Below are 21,684 nucleotides of genomic sequence, written 5' to 3'. Positions count from 1 at the left end.
TAATTGGAGTTGATCTAATTAGCTTTTTATGTATATGAACACTAATAAAAATAATAATGTTTGACTTTAAAGTCGAAAGAGAGTATTATATAATAAAATATAATGGATAAAATGACAAAAAATACAGTATATTGGTATATTTTGTCATTTAAATTTCATTATTAAGAAAAGTAGTAAAAAATTTAAAGGGGTTATATATGAAACTACAAATAATTTATTCAGTTTTGTTGTTTGTACTCTATCAAACTATATTTTCATTTAGTGATTTCAGTATGAATACAGCAGCATATGGTCTATTCTTTATTCTATTGCTATTCTATTACTTAACTGATAATTTACAATTTACAAGAAAGCCAAAATATCACTCTATTTTTGTAAATACATTAATATTTGTAATATTTCTATTCTTCTACAAGAATATAGAGATATTTACAATCTTTTTAGTATTTTCAATTTTTCAGATGTTGATATATAGAGTATTTAAGAAAATATCATTTAGAAAAGATGAGAGATATACTCCTCAAATTATAAATAAAAGAAACAGTGTTAAGTTTTTAATAGATAGTGGAAGTATAGTCTTAGGAATGGTTTTGTCTTTTATGTTGAAGTATGACTTTGAATGGTATGAGAGAATAAAAAAAGAGTATATTATTACCTATCTTGGAGTGTTTTTGATTGGATATATATATAAGAGAATGAGTGAGAAAAGCTGGAGCTATACCAATATCTTAGATGTTTTAAATCTTTTGGTATTAAATGGGATAACTGGAGCTGTTTTCACTATTTTTATGTATATAAATAAGGATCATTCTTATCCAGTTTCAACATTGATAATAACTCTTATTCTATCTGTGTCTTTCCAACTATTAGGAAGATATTTCTTCCGTTTGAAGAGATACTATAGAAATCATCATAAGATGATAGGAGATACTAAGAGAACTTTGATATATGGTGCTGGAGAAGCTGGAGTAGTACTAGCTAGAGAGTTTATGACAAATCCTAAGTTTCCATATGAGATAATCGGATTTATTGATGATGATAGTAAAAAGATTGGAACAGAGATATATAACATTAGAGTATTGGGAAATAAAGATTCTCTAGAGTTGATAATAAAGAATGAAAGAATAGAGGAACTTTTGTTAGCTCTGCCTTCAGTACAGAGTAAGGAGATAAGAGAGATAGTAGAGAAAGTCCAAGAGATTGGAGATGTAAATATTAAAACAGTACCAAGTATATCTGAAATATTAGATAGTAAATCTCTTGCTACTCAACTTAGAAATATAAGGATAGAGGATCTATTGGGAAGAGATGAGATAGTAATTAATGATGGAAGCATTAGAGGACTGATCGAAGGTAGAGGAATATTTGTAACTGGTGGAGCTGGAAGTATAGGATCAGAACTAGCAAGACAGATAGCAAAATTTAATCCTAAGCAACTTGTAGCTATAGATGTTAATGAAAATGATCTGTATTTCTTAGAGTTAGAGCTAAAGAGAAGATATCCTAACTTAGATTTTGTATCAGAGATATGTAATATTAGAGAGAAAGAGAAGTTGGAATTCCTATTTGATAAGTATAGACCAAATGTTGTATTTCATGCAGCTGCTCATAAACATGTACCTCTTATGGAGCATAACCCAGAGGAAGCTATAAAGAATAATATATTTGGAACTAAGAAAGTGGCAGAGTGTGCAGATAAGTATGGAGTAGAAAGAATGGTACTTATCTCTACAGATAAGGCTGTAAATCCTACTAACCTAATGGGAGCAAGTAAAAGAGCTTGTGAACTTGTAATAGAACATATGAATGCTATTGCTAAGAATACTAAGTTTATGGCAGTAAGATTTGGAAATGTATTGGGAAGTAATGGTTCAGTAATTCCAATATTTAAGAAACTATTAGAGGAAGGAAAGAACCTAACACTTACTCATAAAGATATAACTAGATATTTTATGACTATACCTGAAGCAGCACAACTTGTAATTGAAGCTGGTGCAATAGGTAATGGTGGAGAGATATTTATACTAGATATGGGAAAACCTGTAAAAATATATGACCTAGCTAAGACAATGATAAAACTATCTAATGCTGATGTAGGAATAGATATAATTGGACTTAGACCAGGGGAGAAACTATATGAAGAGCTACTATATGATGTAAATTCTGCAATTAAAACAGAGAATAAGAAGATATTTATAACTAAGATAGAGGATGGAAATAGTGTGGAGATTACAGAATTCTTTGAAAAATTAGAAGAGTGTACTCATAACCCAAGCATAGAGCATATAAAAGAGGTAATGAAAGAGTTGGTAGTGTCATATAAGGAAGTAAAATATAACTAGAGAGGAAAGAGAGATGTTTTTAAAAAGATTATTTGATATTATTGCATCATTTTTAGGAATAATATTTTTATTACCAATTATGTTAGTTGTTGGAATAATAATAAAAATAACATCTCCAGGACCAATACTCTTTAAACAAAAGAGATTAACAATGGGAATGAGAGAGTTTACTATCTATAAATTTAGAAGTATGAGAACAGATTTTGATAAAGATGCGAAAGGAATTCAAGTAAAGGGAAGTAGTAATGCAATTACTCCAATAGGAAAAATAATAAGGAAATCTAAATTAGATGAGTTACCACAATTATTTAATATTTTATTTGGAGATATGAGTTTTATAGGTCCAAGACCAGAATTACCAAGAAGATTACATTATTATTCTGAAAGAGATAAGGGAATATTTAAAGTAAGAAGTGGAATATCTTCTCCAGCTAGTATAGTTTTTTCAGATGAGGAATATCTAATGAATCAAGTAAAAGATCCTGAAAAGTTCTATATAGAACAGATAATGCCTTATAAGATTGAATTAAATCTTTATTATGTTAAGAATAGAAGGTTTTTGAATGATATTTATTTAATAATAGCAACATTTTTAAAGATAGCTAATAAAGTAGATAATAGTAACATTGTAAAAGATAAAGAGTTACTTGAAAAGAAAAAAGAGATAGAAAAAAAGATAGGAGTTGAGTATTAATGGAAAAGAAAACTCTTATGATTACAGGAGCTTCAGGGTTTATAGGAAGTAATTTTATAGAAAGATATAAAGAAAAATATAATATTATTCCAATAGATCTATTAAAAACAAAGCCAGAGGAAATAGAGTTTAAAGGAGTAGATACAGTATTACACTTGGCAGCTTTAGTTCATCAAATGAAGGGAGCTCCAAGAGAAAAGTATTTTGAAGTGAATACAGAGCTTACAAAAAATGTAGCAGAAAATGCTAAGAAAAATGGAGTAAAACATTTTGTCTTCTATAGTACAGTGAAAGTTTATGGATATGATGGAGATTTATATAATCATAATCTAATATTAGATGAAAATTCAGAATGCAATCCTGTAGATGATCCTTATGGTGAAAGTAAGTGGGAAGCTGAAAAAATTCTAAAAAACTTAGAAGGGAATAGTTTTAAAATTGGAGTAATAAGACCACCAATGGTATATGGTAAAGGTGTAAAAGGGAATATGGAGAGTTTAATAAAACTTATAAAGAGAGTTCCAATTTTACCTTTTAATTACAGTAAGAATAAAAGAAGTCTGGTAAATATAGAAAATTTAATGTATTTAACAACCCTTGTCATAGATAAAGAGGGACAAGGAGTATTTTTACCACTAGATGAAAAAAATCTTTCATTAAAAGAAATAGTTGAAGGAATTGAAAAAGCATATGGATTAAAAAGAATAAATATTCCTATGATACAACCATTTTTCTGGCTACTTACAAAGTTAAAACCAAATATAATGGTAAGACTTTATGGAAGTTTACAATTTGAAAATAAGGAAACAAGAGAAAAATTAGGGTATATTCCAAAAATAGACTATATAAACGGAATAAAAAATATGATTGGTGATGAGAAGTGAAAGAAAAAGTATTAATGTTAGCTTCAGTAGCTTCAATGATAGATCAATTTAATATTCCAAATATAAAATTGCTACAAAATATGGGATATGAAGTCCATGTTGCATGTAATTTTGAAAAAGGAAGTAGCTGTTCTAATGAGAGAGTCCAAACCTTAAAAAAGATTTTAGAAGAATTAAAAGTAAAATATTATCAAATAGATTTTGAAAGAAATATATTAAAAATAATAAATAATATAAAGGCATATAAACAGGTAAAAAAAATTTTATTAGAAAATAAATATAAATTTTTACATTGTCATTCACCAATTGGTGGAGTTGTAGGAAGATTAGCAGGATATAAAACTCAAACAAAAGTAATTTACACAGCTCATGGGTTTCATTTTTTTAAAGGAGCTCCTCTAATAAATTGGTTATTATATTATCCTATTGAAAAATATTTATCAAAATATACAGATGTTTTAATAACAATAAATAAAGAAGATTATAAAAGAGCTAAAACATTTCACGCTAAAAAAGTGGAATATATTCCAGGAGTTGGAATTGATGTAGAAAAAATTAGAAGTATAAAAGTAGATAAAGAGGCAAAAAGAAAAGAATTAGGATTAACAAAAGAGAATATAGTTTTATTATCTGTTGGAGAATTAAATAAAAATAAAAATCATTCTATAGTAATAAAAGCCTTAGCTAAAATAAATAATCCAAATATTTATTATTTAATTTGTGGACAAGGAAAATTAAAAGAAGAATTAATAAAATTAGCAAAAGATTTGAAAATTGAAAAAAATGTTAAATTATTAGGATTTAGAAAAGATGTATATGAAATATATAAAATTTCCGATATTTTTATTTTTCCTTCAAAGAGAGAAGGATTATCAGTTGCTTTAATGGAAGCTATATGTTGTGATTTACCTATTATTTGTTCAAATATTCGTGGAAATAATGATTTGGTAGAAAATGGAAAAAATGGATTTTTAGTAAAAGTTATTGAAAAGAATGAGTATATAGAAAAAATAAAGCTTTCAAAAAATTTAGAGAAAAGTACTGAAAAAATATTAGCCAAAATAAATATCCAAAATATCGAACAAAAGATGATAACAATCTATGCAGAGTTTGTAGAAAAAATTTAAAATTAATTATAGAAAGGGGAAAAATGAAAGTAGTACATATATTAAATACTGGATTTTATTCAGGAGCAGAAAATGTTGCAATCTCAATTATTGAAAATATAGATAAAGAGATAGAGAGTATTTATATTTCATTAAAAGGACCAATAGAAAGAGTTTTGCAAGAAAAAAAAATAAAGTATTATTTAGTTGACAAACTAACACCACTATCAATAAAAAATATTTTAGATCGAGAAAAACCAGATCTGATTCATGCCCATGATTTTACAGCCAGTATAATTTCATTTACTGTCGCAAATAAAATTCCAATAATATCTCATCTTCACAATAACCCACCTTGGATAAAAAAAATAAATATAAAATCAATAATATATGGGATTACTTGTATGAAGTATAAAAAAATTTTAACAGTTTCAAGCTCAGTAATGAAAGAGTATATTTTTGGAAAAATATTTACTAAGAAAACTATTATAGTAGGAAATCCAATAAATATTTACAGGATAAAACAAAGAGCTAAAGAAGCAGAATGTTCTGAAATCTTTGATATAATTTATCTAGGAAGATTTACAAAACAAAAAGATCCAGAAAAATTTTTAGAAATAATAAAAGAAATAGTTAAAAAAATACCAAAAATAAGAGTTGGAATGATAGGTACAGGAGAAATGTATAATTTTATAGAGAATGAAATAAAAAATATGGAGTTGCAGAATAACATAAGGTGTATGGGTTTTATAGAAAATCCATATAAAATATTAGAAAACACACAACTTTTATGTATTCCATCAAAATGGGAAGGATTTGGATTGGTTGCAATTGAAGCATTAGCATTAGGAAAGCCTGTTGTTGCTTCAAATGTCGGTGGATTACCAAAAATTATAAATAATGAAGTTGGAAAAATATGTAGGACTACAAAAGAATATATAGAAGAAATTTATAAATTGTTAACAGATAAAAATTATTATAAACTTAAAAATTATAATGCTAAAAAAAGAGCTGAACTTTTACATAATGAACATTCATATTTATTAAAATTGAAAGAAATATATAAATCACTTATAAAAGATTAAGAGGTAAATAGATAATGCAAAAAGGATTATTAGTATCAAGTGTATATATTATTATAAGTATAATTTCTATATTTTTAATAAAAAGAGATGAAAAAAAGTTTGATGAAAAAAAGAGTATAGTAAAAATTTCGTATCCAACAATATTGTTAATTTCTATACTATTTACAATTTTTAATATTTATTCAACACAAATTTCTTCAAAATATGGTTCAGATAGATTGAATTATATATATGAATTTAATTATTTAAGAGATACGACTTCAGTAGCATTAAATACTTTAATAAAAATAATAAGAATAATGAACGGAGACGTATATACATTATTTTATTTTACTACTTTTATTTGTGTATTTTTATTTTTAATAGGGTATAGAATTTCTAAAAACATGAATAGTAAAATATATATTTTAATGTTAACGAATGAATGGATTTTATTTACTATAATAACATTGAAACAGGCATATGCCTGTGCAATAGCTTCTTTATTTTTTATTATTATGCTTGAATACAAAAGAAAACAAAGAATGATATTAGGTATTATATGTATTATTTTAGCAACTCTATTTCATATAAGTTCAATAATTTTATTGCCATTTTTTATTTTGTTTCAAAAAAAAAGGCTGAATAAAAATATCATTGTAATAATATTATTTTTAATTATTATAATTATATTAAAAATAGAAACTTTTGTATTTATTCTTGAAAAAATATTAGAAATAATAAGTATAAATTATGCAAATAAAATAAGAAATTATTTTAGTGATTTTAAAAAAATAGAGTTATCAGCAACATTTTTGAAATATATTCCAATTTATTACATAACATTATTAGGAGTTTTAAAAAGAAAGAAATATTTAAAGGTTTTTAAAAATTATGACAAATATTTATCGATATCTATCATTTGTTCAACACTACTTATTTTTTCCATAAAAATATACTGGTTTACAAGATTTGTGGGAATTTTTTATGTCCCAGTCTTCATTTTTTATTATTATATAAATACTAATTTTAAATCAAGAACAATACAAAATATTAATAATATTATTGTTTATGGAGGAACCTTAGTAATTCTTTTAAGAAAGATTATATTAATATTTGTTAATTATGGATTTTTTTAAATAAATACAGAAAAATTAAGGAGAAGAAATGAAAATAGGAATAGTAACATATCATAATGGAAGTAATTATGGAGCAGCATTACAAACATTTGCTTTACAAGAAGAAGTAAAGCGAAACAATTACGAAGTAGAAATAATTAATTATAAAAATTATTTTATAATGAAAGGAATGCAAAAGATAAGATTTGAATTCTCAATACATGGAATTTATTATTTTATGACAGATATATTTAATTATAGTGCAAGAAAAAGAAAAATAATAAAATTTATAGAATTTTTTAAAAATTATTCTTTAACAAAATTATATAATAAAACTGAATTAAAAAAAATAGCTTTTGATTATGATTATATTATCTCAGGAAGTGATCAAATATGGAATCCCTTACTAAATAAAGGATATGATGACATATATTTTGGGAATATAAATACTAAAGTTAATACTAAAAAAATTTCCTATGCTTCAAGTGTAGGAAATTACAAATTAGATGATAAAAATTTAAATATGGAATTTAAAAAATTAGTGGAATCATTCGAAAAAATAAGTGTTAGAGAAAATTCTAAAAAAATAGGTGAAATACTAGGAAAAGAAGTTGAACAGGTTTGTGACCCGACAATTCTTTTAAATGAAGATGAATGGAAAAATAAATTAAATATAAAAGAGACTTCAAATAAATATTTATTGATATATCATTTGGCTGATGAAAAAAATATAATTGAAATAGCACAAAGAGTAGCTGAACTTAAAAATTTAGAAATATATTGTATATGTAAGACTAGAAAAAAATATAAAAATATAAAATATTTTAACGATATTGGTCCAAAAGAATTTGTGGAACTATTTTATAATGCCTCATATATTATCACTAATTCTTTTCATGGTACAGCTTTTTCAGTGAACTTTAAAAAGCAATTTTTAAGTATTAAACATCCTAAAAGTCCACAAAGAGCAGAAACTTTTTTAAAACAGTTAGGACTAGAGAATAGATTGATAAAAGCTGATGATATTCCTAATGATATTTTAGAAGAAGAATTAGCAATAGTAACATTAAAGTTAGAAAAGATTAGAGAAAAAAGTAAAAATTTTCTAAAAATAGGTGGTGTAGAAAATAGATAAAGAATTTATAAGTTTATATGAAAATAAAAGTCAATGTTGTGGTTGTACGGCTTGCTATACAGTATGTCCTGTTTCAGCGATAAAGATGATATCAGATGATGAAGGTTTTAAATACCCAGTAATAGATATAGAAAAATGTATTAATTGTAAAAAATGTTTAAAAGTATGTGGATTTAAAAAAAGTCAAAATAGTATTATTCAAAATAGAGATAGTAATTTCCCAGTTGTTTATGCAGTAAAAAATAAAAATTTTTTATCAAGACAGAAATCGCGATCGGGAGGGATTTTTGTTGTTTTATCTGAGTATATTTTAAAAAATACTGGTATAGTTTATGGGTGTATTTTAGATAAAGATTTAAAAGCACTTCATATTAGATGTGATGATATAAAAAGTATAAATAAAATGCAAGGCTCTAAGTATGTTCAAAGTGATTTAAAAGAATGTTATGGAGATGTATTAAAAGATTTACAAAACGGAAAGAAAGTCTTATTTTCAGGGACTTCTTGTCAAATAGAAGGACTTTTATCATTTGTACCGGACAAATATAAAAGATTATTATTAACTATAGATATCATATGTCATGGAGTACCTAGTCCAAGAGTATTAGAAGATTATTTAGATTGGGTTGAAAATACTTATAAAAGTAAGTGTATAGAAATTGATTTTAGAAATAAAAAAAAATTTGGTTGGGATAGTCATGTAGAGACAATTAAGATAAACTCTGGGAAAAAAATTAATAGTAAGATATATACCAGATTATTTTATTCTCATTTAACTGTACGACCAGCTTGTTATAAATGTCCTTATAAAAGTATTTACCATATAGCAGATATAACAATTGGTGATTATTGGGGAATTGATAATGCGGCACCAGGTTTTGATGATAATAATGGAGTTTCATTAGTTTTAATTAATAATAAAAAAGGAAAAGAATATTTTTTTAAATGCAAGGAAAATATTGATTATGTAGAAACTAAAATAGAAAATAGTTTACAAACACCGTTAATCAGACCTTTTGATGAACCTTTAAATAGATATGAGTTTTGGTCAGATTATAAAAAATTATCATTTGATGATATTATAATTAAATATATATATAACGGAAAGAAAAAATTATTATTTAATTTTATGGCTATAAAAAAAGAATATATAAAAAAAATGATTTTAAAAATAAAAAAGCGAGGATAAAATGAAAATTATAACAACAACAGGATTTTATGGAACAGGTTCTAGTGCAATTACTGATTTATTATCAGAATATGAAAATATAGAAACAAAAGGTGATTTTGAGGTAAGAATTGCTCATGATCCATATGGGATTAGTGATTTAGAGTATAATTTAATTGAAAATCCAAATAGACATAATAGCAGCAATGCACTAAAAAAATTTATGGAGATGAGTGAAAGGTATTATAATCCTATTTTTTTAAAACCATATGAAAAATATTTTAATAATAAATTTAAAATATTTGTAAAAGAATATATAAAATCTCTTTATGAATTTAAATATTTAGGAAGATGGCATTACGATATAATTGAAAGAGGAAATTTTTTTATATTTGCATCAAGAGGATATAACAAAATAATAACGATATTAAAAAAAATTATTGGAATTTCAAATGATGTTAACTATAATTTACTACCTAAAAATGAACTAGCTTATGCTACAATAAAAAATCAGGATATATTTTTAGAGAGAACTAAAAAATTTTTCGATAAATTATTTAATGAAATTAATGTAGAAAATAAAGAATATATTATGTTAGACCAATTAATTCCACCAAGTAATATAGCAAGATACGAAAGATATTTTTCAAATATAAAATCTATAGTAGTAGATAGAGATCCAAGAGATATGTATTTGTTAGAAAAAAAGATTTTTAAAGGGAATATTGTACCACATTATAATATAAATCTTTTTTGCGAATGGTATAAATGGACAAGAGAACAGTATGAAAACACAGATAAAGGAAATTCAATTAGGATTCAATTTGAAGATTTGATTTATAATTATGAAAAGACAGTAGAAATTATAGAAAATTATATTGGTTTAGATAAAAAAATGCATACAAAAGCTTTAACAAAGTTTGATCCTAAAATTTCTAAAAAAAATACAAAACTTTGGGAAAAATATAAAGAATACAAAGAGGAAATTAAAATAATAGAAAAAAATCTTGCAAAGTATTGTTATAAATATTAAGAAGATAAAGAAAGAGGAGAAGTTATGGGAATTACAATAGTCACTCCAACATATAATAGAGGATATATTATAGAAAATTTATATTTTTCACTATGTAAACAAACAAATAAAAATTTTGAATGGGTTATTGTTGATGATGGTTCAGTTGATAATACTAAAGAATTGATAAATAAATTTATTCAAGAGAACAAGATTCAAATAAAATATTTTTATCAAAAGAATTCAGGAAAAGCATTGGCTCATAATGAAGGCGTAAAGTTGGCAAGTATGGAATTATTTACTTGTGTTGATTCTGATGATTGTTTAGTAGAAAATGCTGTTGAAACTATTTTAAAAAGATGGGAAAAAATAAAGATAGATGCAATTGGTATATTAGCAAAACGAATGACTTATGAAGGAAAAGATATAACTATTACAAATTTAAAAGATAAAGAAATATTTTTTTTAAGAGAAGCTTATGAGAGCAAAAAATTAAAAGGAGATACTTTTATTATTTTTAAAACTAGTATAATAAAAAACTATAGTTTTCCAAAATTTAATGGTGAGAAATTTGTTCCTGAAGATTATTTATATGATCAAACAGAAAAAATGGGAAAGTTATCTTTTTTTAATAAGAGTTTATATAAATGTAACTATTTAAAAGATGGATATACTAAAAATATAAATAAGATTATTGCTAACAATCCGAAAGGTTATCGTGCTTTTCTTGAACAAAGAATAGAATTAAGCACTCGATTGAAAAATAAATTTATTAATTTAATTAAATATACAAGTATTTCTTTTGTAATAAAAGAAGATTTTTTTCACAAAAATTATAGATTTATGAATTTATTAACATTAATCCCAGGATATTTAGTGTATATATTAAGATTTAAAAATAATAGAAAGTAGATGTATTTGAGTATTTATGGATAATAAGAAAATAATAGGAATGGATGAAAAAGAAAACATGTTACAAATAAAGGGGATTATGGCAACAATAGTTATGTTAGGACATATAGCACCTTTTATGGCAAATATTTGGTATATTATTAGTGGTGGTATTGCTGTTGGAGTTTTCTTTTATTATAGTTCTTTTGGAAGTGAAATTTCATTAAATAAAAGGAAAACTTTAAGAAATTATATCTCTAAAAAAGTTGTCAATATTTATATACCATTTTTAATAGCAGATATATTATATTTTTTATCAAGTATTTTACAAAATAAATTAATGATTTCTAAAATTGAATATAAAGACATTATATTGTACTTATTAGGTATAAAATTGTCAAATCCAATATTATGGTATATATGGCATTTGTTAATTTTTTTAGTGATTTTATATTTTATTAAAAAAAATCTAAACAAATATGAAACAATACTGTATGTAATAGTATATATTTTTTATATTATATTAGCAGTATTATTTGATATAGGAATATGGTGGTATACAGCAACATCTTGTATTTTAATAGGATTGTATTATGGAAAAAATTCTAAAAAAGAAGAAAAAAATATAATAAAATTTTTTATTTTTATAACTTGGATCACTACAGTAATATTAGGAGAAATATATTTGATAAAAAATATAAAATTATTACCACTATCAGATAATTATTATGCTGTTGGATTGCAAATGCTTGTTATTCCTCTCTTTTTATTAACTTTAAGAATGATAATGAAAAAGATAAAACTAAGTAGTTATATTTTAAAATTTTTAGGAAATATTTCGTTTGAAATTTACTTATATCATATGTTGGTGTGGGATTGGATAAAATATTACTTTTATGGAAATAACATTTATTTAAATGTATTAATAACTGTAGTACTAACTATTATTTTTTCTTTCATTGTGAAAAATATTTATAAACAAATTTTAAAAAATAAATTTAAATAAAGGAATAATCATATGAATGGAAAAAAAATATTTAAAAATTATATATATAATATGTTATATCAATTTTTTATAATAATCACTCCTTTAATAACTACTCCTTATGTTTCTAAAGTATTCGGAGCAGAAAAAATTGGTATATATAGTTATACATTATCAGTTGCTACATATTTTATGGTAGTTGGAAGTTTAGGATTTCCATTGTATGGACAGCGAGAAATAGCAATTGTATCAGAAAATAAAAGAAAAAGAAGTTCTTTGTTTTTTCAAATTATACTAGCCCAACTTATCCTTATTTTAATTGTAATATTAATATATTTATTTTTTGTGTTTAATATTGTAGAAGAAAACAGACAAATTTATTTAATTCAAACAGTGGGGTTATTTGGAGCTTCGTTTGCAACAAGTTGGTTTTATATGGGAATTGAAAAGTTTGAAGTGAGTATAGGAAAAAATATTTTTGTTAAAATTTTTTCAATTGTTACAATATTTTTATTTGTAAAAAGTTCAAATGATTTATATAAATATACTTTTATTATAGGGTTCGCAAATGTACTTGGTAATTTAATAATATTAATTGATATAAAAAAATATGTTTCTTTTTCAAAAAAAGAGATAACATTGAAAAAGATTATTTGTCATTTAAAACCAGCATTTATTTTAGGAATTCCTTATTATATAACTGTTTTTTATACAATAATTGATAGAATAATGTTAGGTTTTTTGGGAAGTGGTTATCAAGAACTAGGTTATTATGAACAAGCTCAAAAAATACTAACTTTAGCAATAGCAATTATAACAACAATATCAACAGTATTACTACCTGTTCTTTCTAATAAAATTGAAAAGAAAAATTACCAAGAAGTACAAAGTATATTATTATTAGGAGTGAATATAGTTCTGATTTTAGGATTTCCAATTGTAGTTGGATTAGTTGTAATTGGAGATATGTTGGTTCCTTGGTTTTTCGGAAAAGAATTTATAAAGGTAGGTCTATTGATAAAAATATTTGCGCCTTTACCTTTGTTTGTAGGAATAACTGATTTAATAGCAAATAAGTATTTAATTGCTAATAAAAAAGAAAAAAATTTGATTTATATAATATTAATTAGTGTGCTAGCTAATATTATTTTGAACTTAAGCTTAATTCCAAAATTTAATTCTTTAGGAGCAGCTTATGCAACAATTTTAGCAGAATTTATAAAACTTATTATAACAATAATATATGTAAAAGACTATTTTTTTAATATTTTATTTTTAAAAAATTTAGTAAATGAAAGTATTAAATATATGTTTTCGAGTATAGTTATGTTCATAATATTAATTTTAGCAAAATATAAACTAAAATTAGAGTTTACATTTATTAATACATTATTAATAATATGTTTAGGGATGATAATTTATATAATATGTTTAATAAAAATAAAAAGTAAGTATATATATTATTTAAAAAAATTGATTTTATAAAAATTTAGAGAAATTATTAGTGTTAAGTAGATAAATATATTTTTAGAATTGGTAATTATAAATTTTATATTAGACTAAGTTATCTTAACAATATAATTAGAAAAAAATTTGTTATAGAAAGATAAATAATTTTTAATAGTTAAAATACTATACAAATTCAGATTGAATTCATTGTGATGTGAAGTTAAATTAATAAAATTTAAAAAGTTAGGGAGATAGTTATGAAAGCAATAATTTTGGCTGCGGGAATGGGAAGCAGATTAAAAAAAATTACTAAAAATAAAACTAAATGTATGGTTGAAGTAAACGGAGAAACATTAATTGCAAGAGTTTTGAATCAATTAGAGAAATATAAATTAGATGAAATAATTGTAGTTACTGGATATAAAGAAAATATTTTGAAAGATTATATCGAAAAATTATCGTTAAAAACAAAAATAAAATTTTGTAATAATGAAATTTATGATCAGACAAATAATATTTATTCTTTATCATTAGTAAAAGATGAAATGGTTCAAAATGATATTTTATTAATTGAATCTGATTTAATATTTGAAAGTGAGATTTTGGATGAAATAATATCTAGTTCAGATAAAAACTTAGCAGCAGTTTCACCTTATGAACTTTGGATGGATGGAACATGTGTAGAGTTAGATAAAGACAACAATATTGTAAATTTTACATCATCAAAAGAATTTGGAATAGATAAAACTGATAAATATTATAAAACGATAAATATTTATAAATTAAGCAAAGAGTTTAATTCAAAATATTATATTCCATTTTTAGAGGCATATATAAAATCAAAAGGAACAGACCAATATTATGAAACAGTTTTCGAAACAGTTATAAAGATTATTCCAAATCAATTAAAAGGATTAATAATAAAAAATATCAAATGGTATGAAATAGACGATAAACAAGATTTAGATATTGCAGAGAGTTTATTTGCTGAAAATAAAAAACTAAATAAATTTGAAAAAAGATATGGTGGATTTTGGAGATATCCTAATCTTTTAGATTATTGTTATCTAGTAAACCCATATTTTCCACCTAAAAAAATGATGGATGAGATAAAGAGAAATTTTGAAGTATTACTAGCCCAATATCCATCAGGATTAAAAGTTAATAATTTATTAGCAAGTAAATATTTTGATATCGAAGAAAAATATGTTGTAATAGGAAATGGTGCTGCAGAATTAATAAAAGGTTTATTAAATGCAATAGAAGGTAAATTAGGGGTTATAAGACCTACTTTTGAAGAATACCCAAATAGATATTTTGAGGATAATATAGAAGCTTATTATCCAACTAAGATAGGATTTAGATATTCTAGTAAGGATATAATTAATTACTTTAATGATAAAAGAATAGATAATTTAATTTTAATAAATCCTGACAATCCTTCTGGAAATTATATAGAAAAAAATGGATTATTTGAGATTTTAGAATGGGGAGAAAAAAACAAAATTCAAATAATTATAGATGAATCTTTTGTTGATTTTTCTAGCGAAGAAGATCCAAGTTTGTTAAAAGATGATATTTTGGAGAAATATAAAAATTTAATAGTTGTAAAAAGTATTTCAAAATCATATGGAGTTCCTGGATTAAGATTGGGGATAGTTGCATCTAGTAATGAAGAAATAATAAATAAATTAAAGAAGGAAGTTAATATTTGGAATATAAATTCTTTTGCAGAGTATTATATGCAAATTTTTGGAAAATATCAAAAAGGATATATTAAAGCTTTAAAAGAGATTAAGCTAGCAAGAAATAATTTTATAAAAGAATTAGAAAAAATAGAAGAGTTAGAGGTATATCCATCAGAAGCTAATTACCTATTAATTAGAATACTAAAAAAATATAGTTCTAAAGATTTAGCAGAGATATTATTAGATAAATATGAAATACTAATAAAAGATTTAAAAAATAAAAATGGAATAGATGATAATTATATAAGAATAGCTGTAAAAACTACTGTAGAAAATAATTATTTTATAAATGCAATAAAAGAGATTTTTATGGATGGTAGATAATTATGAAGTTAAAAAGTTTAAAAACTGCTTATTTAAATATAAGTGGGAATTTTTATCCAAATGATTATATAAATTTAGCAAGAGTAGAAGATAATAAAATAGCTTTTAATGATAGTACTTTATTTTTAAATAAAGAACTAAAAGAAGTTCTCAATCAAGATAAAATCAAAAGATTTGAAGATGTTGTTGTAATTTTTAAATTAGAAAATTCTTGGGGAGTTATATGTAATATTTTAATTAAAGATTATAAAGAGAAAAAAATATTATGTCATGAATTAGTATTATCTGATGTTATTCAAAGGATGTTAAGTAACTTTCATAATTATAATTCAGAAGCTAATCCAGTGATATTATTACATAATAAAAAATTAAATTTAGAAGAATTTGTTGATAAAAATAAAGAAGAATATAAAATAGAAAAAGAAGAATTGAAATTATATGTGTATTCTCAAGAAAAAGCAAAAGATATTATTTTAAAATTAGAAGAAAACGAACATTTTTATATAGCTGATGGACACCATAGGTTATATAGTACCTCTCTATATTTTGAAAAAGAGACTGTAATGAGTTGTATTTATGAAATGGAAGAAATAAATATAGAAGCAATTCCTAGAAAAATAGAAAATATAACTCAAGAAAAGTATTTAGAAATAATAGAAAAAATCAAAAATAAATTTATTATGTTGGATAATACTAAAAAATTAGAAAAAGGTGAAGTTAGATTATATTATAAAAAAAATATTTTAACTTTTAAATTATTAGAAATTTCTGGAGATTTATTTTCAAATAATGATATATATAGATTAAATACACAGGTAATATCTGATATTTTTAGAATTTTTAAGGATGATGGTGTAAAATTTTTATCAATAAAAGAATTAAAAAAAGAATTGTTAAATCAAGAAACTAATGATATTTATTTAGAAACAGCAGCTATGGATAAATTTGAATTTATGAAAACAATAGAAAATGGAAATATTATGCCACCAAAATCAACTTATTTTAAACCTAAGTTTCCTTCTTTTTTAGTATTTAATACTTTTAAATAGTTAGAGAATAAAAACTATAACCTCAAAATAAAAATTGGGGTTATTTTTCTTCCTAAATCCCAGTTATTACCATTTAATCTCACTTACTGGAAAAATATTAAAAATAACTCTTTACAAATCCTTTAAAAAGTAATAATATATAAATATAGATCATACTTAACTGTAATAACTGATAAAATATATTTAGGGGTGATGATATGCCAAGAGATAATGATTTTAAAAGTAAAAATGAATATAAAAGTGAGTGTGAGGAATATTTGAAAAAGAAATTAGAGAACAGTAGTGACTTTGAAAAGGATTTAATGAATGAATTAGTGGAAAAGTATGGACTATGGGTTACAATTGAAACAGCAATGAAGATTACAGGTAAGAGTAGAAGTACAATTTACAAATATAAGGACAATAATAGTTTTATATACAAACAAAGTGAGAGAAAGATTTCAATATATACAAAAAGTTTAATATTTGTGTTATAAAAATGTATGAAAAATCTTTTCAATAACAGAAACATGTAGTATAATAGTAAAATATTACAAATTTAGTTAGGAGAAAAGAGATGAACAAAGAAAAAGAGTATGGGTTGTTTACGGCTATTACTATGATCGTAGGAATAGTAATAGGTTCAGGGATATTTTTTAAGAGTGACAATATATTAGTTTATACTAATGGAAGCATATTAAAGGGTGTATTAATATTCGTAATTGCAGCAGTAGGGATAATATTCGGGAGTTTAACTATAGCCCTATTAGCATCTAGGACAACAAAGCCTGGAGGATTAATAACATATGTAGAGGAGTATGTGAGTCCAAAGGCTGCTGGAGCATTTGGGTGGTTTCAAGTATTTATATATTTTCCTGCAATACTTAGTGTTGTATCTTGGGTAGTAGGAGTATATCTATGTATGCTTATGGGTTGGGAAGCTACACCAGAGAGATTAGGAGTTATAGGTGGAATAGCATTTTTAACTTGTTTTGGAATAAACTATTTTTCAGCTCTATTGGGTGGAGCATTTCAAAACTTTGCCACTGTATCTAAGGTTATCTTAATAGGTGTTTTAGCAGTTGCAGGTTTTATCTATGGAGATCCCAAGCTAATAACTAATTCAGATGTTGTATCAACAGCTGGAAGCTCTATGGCTTGGTTAGGAGCGTTATCACCAATAGCCTTCTCATATGATGGTTGGGTAGTAGCTACATCAATCTCACATGAGATAAAGGATTCTAAGAAGAATCTACCAATAGCTTTAGTGTTTGGACCAATATTTGTACTATTTGCCTATGTTGCATATTTTGTAGGAGTTAGTATCTTAGTTGGACCACAGAAGATAATGGAGCTAGGAGATGCTCATGTAAATGAGGCTGTGACTATACTATTTGGTGCTGGTGGAGCAAAGGTATTTTTAATATTTGTAATCCTATCTGTATTGGGATCATTGAATGGATTTACATTAGGATTTTTAAGAATGCCATATATATTAGCTATTAGAGATATGTTCCCAATGGCTGACAAGGTAGGTTATTTAGAAGAGGGGCATCACATTCCAAAGTGTTCAGCAAGAGTAGCTGGAATAATATCGTTAGTATACATAGTTATAAACTACATAGTTCAAAAATATGAGCTTATACCTAATTCAGATATTTCAGAGATACCAATAGTAGCAAGTTATATTATCTATATTATACTGTATGTCTATGTAATCAAGCTATATAGAGCTGGGGAGATAGATAGTATGGTAAGAGGTATGATAATACCTGTAGTGGCTACTGTAGGATCGTTAATAATAATATTAGGAGGGTTACAGAATTTAATGACTTTCCTATATTTAGGAATCTGTGGAGTAGTTATCATCATTGCTTTAAGTTATTTGGGGAGAAAAGAGAAAAATTTAGTAAGACAATTATAAAATGTTTTGTAAAAAACGTAAAAAAGAAGTATAATAAAGAGAACGACAAAACATATGAAGGATGGAGGAGCTATGAATCAGATAGAAGAGAGAAAGTATTATGAAGATGAGGATGAAATTGATTTAATGGAACTCATCAGAACTTTAGGAAAGCACAAGGGGATAATACTAATATCGACAATATTGGTAACACTATTATCAGTTGTAGGGGGTTATCTGTATAATAGAGAAAATACTATAAATAGTACAATAATAGGTTTTAATTATCCAGAGATGGAGAGAGGAAAGAATCCAGATGGATCAGTATTTTTTAAGGATAATATAATTCCATTGAATGTAATAAATAAGGTATACATAGAGAATAAAGATAAGATAAAAGCAGATGGTATATCAAACTTTAAAACAAAAATAAATGTAGAGGGAATAATACCAGAAGCGACTGAGACAAGAATAGAGAGTGCTTTAAAGAATGGAGAGATATTGACATATACTCCTACTCAATACAAGATAAGTACAAAGGAGAGTAAGGAGATATTAGAGGAGTTATCAACTGACTCAATAGAGGAGTTTATAAACAAGTATAAACCTAACTATGCAGTGGCAGAGGTAGAAGAGTTTAAAAACTATGACTATGATAATATCTACACACTTTTAAATGATAGAATATCTCTATTAAAGAGCAATATCAATTCAGAGACAAAGAAAAACTACATCTCAAACAAATTGGGATACTCTTTCAATGAGTTATTAGTTAAATTAGAGAGTTTAGAGAGAGTTGAGTTACAAGATTACTACTCTTACTTCACTGTTCATGGGTTAAGCTTGAACAAGATAATGAGAGAGACAAGATATGACTCTGAAATTAGAGAGATAAGATTAGAAAAAGAGAAGTTACAAGCTAAAGCTCAAATTATTAAATCTATGTTAGAGCAGTACAAACCAACTAATAGAAATATAGTTGTACCTAATGTAGGAGAGTTTGGAATAAAGATAAATACAGAGAATGAGTATTATACTGGTTTAATCAATGAGTATTTAAATGTAAATAGTCAGATTAAAGATAAAGAGTTTACTATCAAAAAACTTCAAGAGGAGAAGGAGATAGTTAACTACCCTTCTGAAAACCAGAAGAAAGTAATTGATCAAAAATTAAATGTGATCACTACTAAATTGAATGGAATAATAAATGAATTAAACAAAATAAATGAAGAATATGTAAATGCAAAGTACTCAGATATGATAAAAATTGCTTCACCAGTAACTGAGGTTAAGACTGAAAAACCAGTGGTACTATTTTTAGCAATAGGAATCGTACTTGGAGGAATGTTAGGAATATTCCTTGCATTTATGAAAGAGTTTGCAAAAAACTACAAAGCAAAGTATTCAAAATAGGAGAAAGGGGAATAGCATAGATATGTTATTCCTTTTTTTGATTATAAAACAAAGTATGAGTGGATATAAAAAATAGGGATAGGGTTAGGAGGCTTTTTGTGAAAAGAGTACATTTTAGATACTCAATATTTTTTTCTGTATTTTCTTTAATAGTGACAATTTTTTTAACTAGTTTTATTTTTAAAGAGTATAAAAAGGACCAACAACATGAAAAAGAGTATTTTTTAAATATATATAATTTAAGAATTAAACATTTAATTGAAGATTTAAGTTTTGCTATAAAAATGGGTGAGGGAATAATAAAATTAACAAAGGATAGTAATTTTGAGAATGGAGAATTAGATTATTCATTTAGTCTTATTGTAGAGGAGCATTTGTTGAGAAATATATCTATTTTGCCAGATGGAATTGTAAAATATGTATATCCTTTAGAAAATAATAAAGAAGCTATTGGTGATAATGTATTTGTAATGCCAAATCGAAAAAAAGAGGTCGAAATTGCGATTAGAACAAAAGATATAACTATTTCTGGGCCAGATAGATTGACACAAGGTGGGCAGGGATTATCAGTAAGAAAAGCGATTTTTAATAAAGATGGAACTTTTTGGGGTATGATTGCATTGATAATAGATTTAGATAAATTAAATAAATCTATAGATCTCTATTCTTTGAAAAAATTTGGTTATCAATATGAGATATATTCATGTGTAAATGGGCAAGGTAAGATTATAATAGACAGAAGTGATAAATTTAAAGAGGGGCAAATTGAATTTATCTCTATACCATTAGCTAATGGAGAGTGGTGTTTTGGAATATATAAAAATACATCTATAACTATTTATTTAATACTAGCGTTAATATTAGGATCTGGTTTGTTTTTTTCATATTTAACATATATATATTTACGAAAAAGAGAATTAAAGATTAAATTGATAAAACAGGATCTCTATCTAGATAAATTAACCAACTTATATAATATAAAAAAACTTGATGAGTTAAAATCACTTGAAATTTTTACTCTCTTCTTTATAGATTTAAATGATTTTAAAGCTATTAATGATACTTATGGACATGGAATTGGAGATAAACTTCTCATATTCTTTTCAACATCACTAAAAAGTATATTGAGAGATAAGGATTTTGCTATTAGAAATGGGGGAGATGAATTTCTTTTAGTAATTAATGGTATTTTCCTTCAAAAAGATGTTGATTCATTTTGTGAAAGATTAGAGAGACTTAAAAAATTAAAGATGCCATACAAAAAAGGAGATATCTATATTAAATTTAGCTATGGATATGTTATTTCAACAGAAGAAAATAAAAATATAAATGAATTGATAAAAAAAGCAGATGAAAACATGTATAAAAATAAGAGAAATGATAAAAAGAATAGTAGATAGATAAAAAATGGAATATTAGG

Annotated in this window: 18 protein-coding genes; all 18 read left to right on the top strand. The window is 24.5% G+C overall.

What is annotated here, in order from left to right; all coding sequences use genetic code 11:
* Positions 1 to 197: 197 nt before the first annotated feature.
* The 18 genes from ABNK64_RS03325 to ABNK64_RS03240 all read left to right on the top strand — a co-directional run bounded on the left by ABNK64_RS03325 (position 198) and on the right by ABNK64_RS03240 (position 21,664).
* Positions 198 to 2,342, top strand: coding sequence for a polysaccharide biosynthesis protein (locus ABNK64_RS03325; RefSeq protein WP_349763462.1), 2,145 nt, complete (start codon positions 198 to 200; stop codon positions 2,340 to 2,342).
* 13 nt (positions 2,343 to 2,355) lie between these two features.
* Positions 2,356 to 3,036, top strand: a complete 681-nt coding sequence (locus ABNK64_RS03320; RefSeq protein WP_349763461.1) for a sugar transferase — start codon at positions 2,356 to 2,358, stop codon at positions 3,034 to 3,036.
* Positions 3,036 to 3,920, top strand: coding sequence for an NAD-dependent epimerase/dehydratase family protein (locus tag ABNK64_RS03315; protein WP_349763460.1), 885 nt, complete (start codon positions 3,036 to 3,038; stop codon positions 3,918 to 3,920). The genes ABNK64_RS03320 and ABNK64_RS03315 overlap by 1 nt, the downstream gene beginning before the upstream one ends.
* Positions 3,917 to 5,047, top strand: coding sequence for a glycosyltransferase family 4 protein (locus tag ABNK64_RS03310; RefSeq protein ID WP_349763459.1), 1,131 nt, complete (start codon positions 3,917 to 3,919; stop codon positions 5,045 to 5,047). Before ABNK64_RS03315 ends, ABNK64_RS03310 begins: the two co-directional genes overlap by 4 nt.
* Before the next feature lie 23 nt (positions 5,048 to 5,070).
* Positions 5,071 to 6,111, top strand: coding sequence for a glycosyltransferase (locus ABNK64_RS03305; RefSeq protein WP_349763458.1), 1,041 nt, complete (start codon positions 5,071 to 5,073; stop codon positions 6,109 to 6,111).
* A gap of 14 nt (positions 6,112 to 6,125) precedes the next feature.
* On the top strand, positions 6,126 to 7,229 hold the full coding sequence (locus tag ABNK64_RS03300; protein WP_349763457.1) for an EpsG family protein: 1,104 nt from the start codon (positions 6,126 to 6,128) through the stop codon (positions 7,227 to 7,229).
* 28 nt (positions 7,230 to 7,257) lie between these two features.
* On the top strand, positions 7,258 to 8,343 hold the full coding sequence (locus ABNK64_RS03295) for a polysaccharide pyruvyl transferase family protein (RefSeq protein ID WP_349763456.1): 1,086 nt from the start codon (positions 7,258 to 7,260) through the stop codon (positions 8,341 to 8,343).
* Positions 8,336 to 9,532 carry a Coenzyme F420 hydrogenase/dehydrogenase, beta subunit C-terminal domain gene (locus tag ABNK64_RS03290; RefSeq protein ID WP_349763495.1) on the top strand — a complete coding sequence of 399 codons (1,197 nt, stop codon included), beginning with the start codon at positions 8,336 to 8,338 and terminating at the stop codon, positions 9,530 to 9,532. Before ABNK64_RS03295 ends, ABNK64_RS03290 begins: the two co-directional genes overlap by 8 nt.
* A gap of 1 nt (position 9,533) precedes the next feature.
* Complete coding sequence (locus tag ABNK64_RS03285) at positions 9,534 to 10,544, top strand: sulfotransferase family protein (RefSeq protein ID WP_349763455.1); 1,011 nt, start codon at positions 9,534 to 9,536, stop codon at positions 10,542 to 10,544.
* Positions 10,545 to 10,568: 24 nt separating this feature from the next.
* The gene (locus tag ABNK64_RS03280) at positions 10,569 to 11,435 is read left to right on the top strand and encodes a glycosyltransferase family A protein (RefSeq protein ID WP_349763454.1); all 867 of its coding nucleotides are present in this window, start codon (positions 10,569 to 10,571) and stop codon (positions 11,433 to 11,435) included.
* A 16-nt stretch (positions 11,436 to 11,451) separates the two neighbouring features.
* Entirely contained in the window at positions 11,452 to 12,420 is a 969-nt protein-coding gene (locus ABNK64_RS03275) for an acyltransferase family protein (protein WP_349763453.1), read from the top strand.
* Positions 12,421 to 12,432: 12 nt separating this feature from the next.
* Positions 12,433 to 13,884 (top strand): flippase, encoded by a 1,452-nt coding sequence (locus ABNK64_RS03270; RefSeq protein ID WP_349763452.1) that lies wholly within the window; start codon positions 12,433 to 12,435, stop codon positions 13,882 to 13,884.
* Positions 13,885 to 14,105: 221 nt separating this feature from the next.
* Positions 14,106 to 15,920 carry an aminotransferase class I/II-fold pyridoxal phosphate-dependent enzyme gene (locus tag ABNK64_RS03265; RefSeq protein ID WP_349763451.1) on the top strand — a complete coding sequence of 605 codons (1,815 nt, stop codon included), beginning with the start codon at positions 14,106 to 14,108 and terminating at the stop codon, positions 15,918 to 15,920.
* Positions 15,921 to 15,922: 2 nt separating this feature from the next.
* Positions 15,923 to 16,969: a DUF1015 family protein gene (locus ABNK64_RS03260; protein ID WP_349763450.1), complete on the top strand. Its 1,047-nt coding sequence runs from the start codon at positions 15,923 to 15,925 to the stop codon at positions 16,967 to 16,969.
* 197 nt (positions 16,970 to 17,166) lie between these two features.
* Positions 17,167 to 17,445 (top strand): DNA-binding protein, encoded by a 279-nt coding sequence (locus tag ABNK64_RS03255; protein ID WP_291255090.1) that lies wholly within the window; start codon positions 17,167 to 17,169, stop codon positions 17,443 to 17,445.
* An 80-nt stretch (positions 17,446 to 17,525) separates the two neighbouring features.
* Positions 17,526 to 18,872: an APC family permease gene (locus ABNK64_RS03250; RefSeq protein WP_349763449.1), complete on the top strand. Its 1,347-nt coding sequence runs from the start codon at positions 17,526 to 17,528 to the stop codon at positions 18,870 to 18,872.
* A gap of 72 nt (positions 18,873 to 18,944) precedes the next feature.
* Positions 18,945 to 20,264 (top strand): GumC domain-containing protein, encoded by a 1,320-nt coding sequence (locus ABNK64_RS03245; RefSeq protein ID WP_349763448.1) that lies wholly within the window; start codon positions 18,945 to 18,947, stop codon positions 20,262 to 20,264.
* A gap of 98 nt (positions 20,265 to 20,362) precedes the next feature.
* The gene (locus ABNK64_RS03240) at positions 20,363 to 21,664 is read left to right on the top strand and encodes a sensor domain-containing diguanylate cyclase (RefSeq protein WP_349763447.1); all 1,302 of its coding nucleotides are present in this window, start codon (positions 20,363 to 20,365) and stop codon (positions 21,662 to 21,664) included.
* Positions 21,665 to 21,684: the final 20 nt, after the last annotated feature.

The sequence above is a fragment of the Fusobacterium sp. SYSU M8D902 genome (assembly GCF_040199715.1).
Lineage (GTDB): Bacteria > Fusobacteriota > Fusobacteriia > Fusobacteriales > Fusobacteriaceae > Fusobacterium_A.
The sequence above is the reverse complement of the archived record's forward strand: the minus strand, read 5'-3'. Positions and strand labels throughout refer to the sequence as shown.